This is a genomic window from Pseudomonas sp. HMWF006, assembly GCF_003061205.1.
Taxonomy (GTDB): domain Bacteria; phylum Pseudomonadota; class Gammaproteobacteria; order Pseudomonadales; family Pseudomonadaceae; genus Aquipseudomonas; species Aquipseudomonas monsensis.
In genome coordinates this window covers 960-3,505 of sequence record NZ_QAIU01000179.1, presented here as the reverse complement: position 1 = coordinate 3,505, position 2,546 = coordinate 960, and the positions used below count along the sequence as shown (strand labels likewise).

3 protein-coding genes and 1 pseudogene are annotated in these 2,546 nt (G+C 62.1%); all 4 read left to right on the top strand.

All coding sequences use genetic code 11. The features are described 5' to 3' along the window. Positions 1-379: LysR substrate-binding domain-containing protein (locus DBR24_RS31655; protein WP_256591317.1), on the top strand; the 379-nt coding region annotated here is incomplete at its 5' end. A gap of 292 nt (positions 380-671) precedes the next feature. Continuing rightward, on the top strand, positions 672-1,535 hold the full coding sequence (locus tag DBR24_RS07065) for a putative selenate ABC transporter substrate-binding protein (RefSeq protein WP_128614322.1): 864 nt from the start codon (positions 672-674) through the stop codon (positions 1,533-1,535). Then, on the top strand, positions 1,532-2,329 hold the full coding sequence (locus tag DBR24_RS07060) for a phosphonate ABC transporter ATP-binding protein (RefSeq protein ID WP_128614321.1): 798 nt from the start codon (positions 1,532-1,534) through the stop codon (positions 2,327-2,329). The genes DBR24_RS07065 and DBR24_RS07060 overlap by 4 nt, the downstream gene beginning before the upstream one ends. Continuing rightward, a pseudogene (locus DBR24_RS31650) lies at positions 2,323-2,546 on the top strand (ABC transporter permease); the annotation flags it as partial. The gene DBR24_RS07060 and the pseudogene DBR24_RS31650, both read left to right, overlap by 7 nt.

Below are 2,546 nucleotides of genomic sequence, written 5' to 3'. Positions count from 1 at the left end.
CCTCTATCCGGCCTGTCATCCGAGCGTTTTAGCCCTGCCAGCAGAGCAACGCACCACACTGCATGGTGAGCGGGAAATGGACTGGAGCCATTGGGCCGTCGAGGCCGGGCTCGATCTCGGCCAGCGCGATCAGGGGTTGAATTTTTCCGATCCGGGATTGCTGCTCGACGCTGCCTGCTCCGGGCTCGGCATAGCCCTGGTCAGTCAGTTGCTCAGCCGCCAGGCCAGGGTCGACGGCACGTTGCAGCCGATGGTCGATCAGACTATTCGCGGGCCGAACTGGGCGCTGCTGACCCATCGCGACAGCGAGAACATGCCGATGGCGCGCAGTTTTACCGAGTGGCTGCTGAGCGATCTGGCCAAGGCTGATTCGCCTTGAGCTAGCGCGGACTCAGTGGCCGGCGCCGTTGCGCCAGCCACTTCCACTCGCCAGCCGGCGAACCACCGGTACGTCAAACCACTGAAAAGGCACCCGCGCACAGGCAAACCGGCAGGCGCGTGCCGCAGCGCCTACAGCTATATCGCGTAAAACATCGCAAAGTACCAATGCTGGTCTTTGACGCCTCGAATGCGTATAACCTCGCCGTTTCGTCTACCCTGACGTTGCGCGCCGCGTTGATCTTGCTGCGGCGGCCCAATCGCCTTCAGACGCTCATGAAACGGAGAATTCTATGCTCAAGCGAACCCTGGCACTGACCGCCGGCCTGGCCCTGTCCTTATCCGCGCTGGTGGCGCAAGCCGCTGATGTGCTGAAGGTCAGCGCGATTCCCGATGAAGCCCCGACCGAATTGCTGCGCAAATTCGAGCCGCTGGGCGCCTATCTGGAACAGCAATTGGGCATGAAGGTGCAGTTCGTGCCGGTGGCCGATTACCCGGCGGTGGTTGAAGCGCTGGCGACCGATCGCCTCGACCTGGCCTGGCTTGGCGGTTTCACCTTCGTGCAGGCGCGTTTGAAGACCGACGCAACAACGCCAGTGATCCCGTTGGTCCAGCGCGAGCAGGATGCGCAGTTCACCAGTAAATTCATCACCGCCGACCCGAACGTGAAAAGCCTGGCCGACCTCAAGGGCAAGACCTTCGCGTTCGGTTCGGTGTCGTCCACTTCCGGCAGCCTGATGCCGCGTTATTTCATGCTGAAAAACGATGGCATCAAGCCGGAAGCGTATTTCAGCCGCGTTGCCTACTCCGGCGCTCACGACGCCACCGTCGCCTGGGTGCAGGCGGGCAAAGTCGATGCCGGCGTGCTCAACGCCAGTGTCTGGCAGAAACTGGTCGATGCCGGCAAGGTCGACACCAGCAAGGTAAAAGTCTTCGCCACCACCCCGACCTACTTCGATTACAACTGGACTGTGCGCGGCACCCTCGATCCGGCCCTGGCGGCGAAGATCAAGAAAGCCTTCCTTGACCTCGACCCGGCCAACCCGGAACAGAAGAAGATCCTCGATCTGCAAGCCGCCAGCCGCTTCATTGAAACCAGGCCGGAGAACTACAAGGGTATCGAGGAAGCCGCCCGCGCTGCCGAACTGCTGAAATGACACTACGCCTCAACCACGGCAGCCTGCGCCACGCCAACGGAGTCGATGCCCTGCGCGGCATCGACTTGCAGATTGGCGCGGGCGAACAGGTCGCTATCATCGGCCCGTCCGGGGCCGGTAAATCGAGTTTGCTCAACCTGCTGGCCACCGCCCTGCGCCCCAGTAGCGGCGACGTCGAAGTGCTGGGCGAGCGCGCCTGGCACTTGTCTGCCCGCCAACGCCAACGCCTGCGCGCGCGCATCGGCCTGGTGCATCAGGCACCGCCGCTGCCGCCGCGTCAGCGCGTGGTCACCGCCGTGCTGGCCGGCAAGCTGGGGCAGTGGAGTCTGGGTAAAAGTCTCTTGAATTTGTTGCATCCGCTGGATGTAGCCGGTGCACGCGCGGCGTTGGCGCGACTGGACCTGGGCGACAAGTTGTTCGCCCATTGCCAGCAACTCTCCGGCGGTCAGTTGCAACGTGTCGGGATTGCGCGAGTGCTGTATCAGGCACCGGAAATCCTGTTGGCCGATGAACCGGTGTCAGCTATGGACCCGGTCATGGCCGGGCACACGCTGTCGATCCTGTCGCGGCATGCTCGCGAACATAACGTCACGCTGGTGGCGAGCCTGCATGCGGTGGATCTGGCGTTGTCGCACTTCCCGCGAATCATCGGTTTGCGCGACGGGCAGATTCTGTTCGACAGCCCTTCCGATCGTGTCACACCACCAATGCTCGATGCCTTATACGCCAACGAACAACTGCAATCACCGACCGTTGCAGCGGTGCCTTTGACTGTGCAGATTCCACGATGCTGAAGGCCGATTCACGCGATCCCGCCGCATGGCCGCGTCTGCTGCTGACGTTGCTGGCGATTGCTTTGCTGTGGCCGGGCATTCAGCTCAGCGAGCTAAATCTGGGCGTATTGCTCCCCGACAGCCAGAATGAAATGGGCCGTTTTGTCGCGCAATTCTGGCCACCGGCGCACGACGAAGCGTTTCTGCAGTTACTGCTCAAAGCCACCCTGCAAACTCT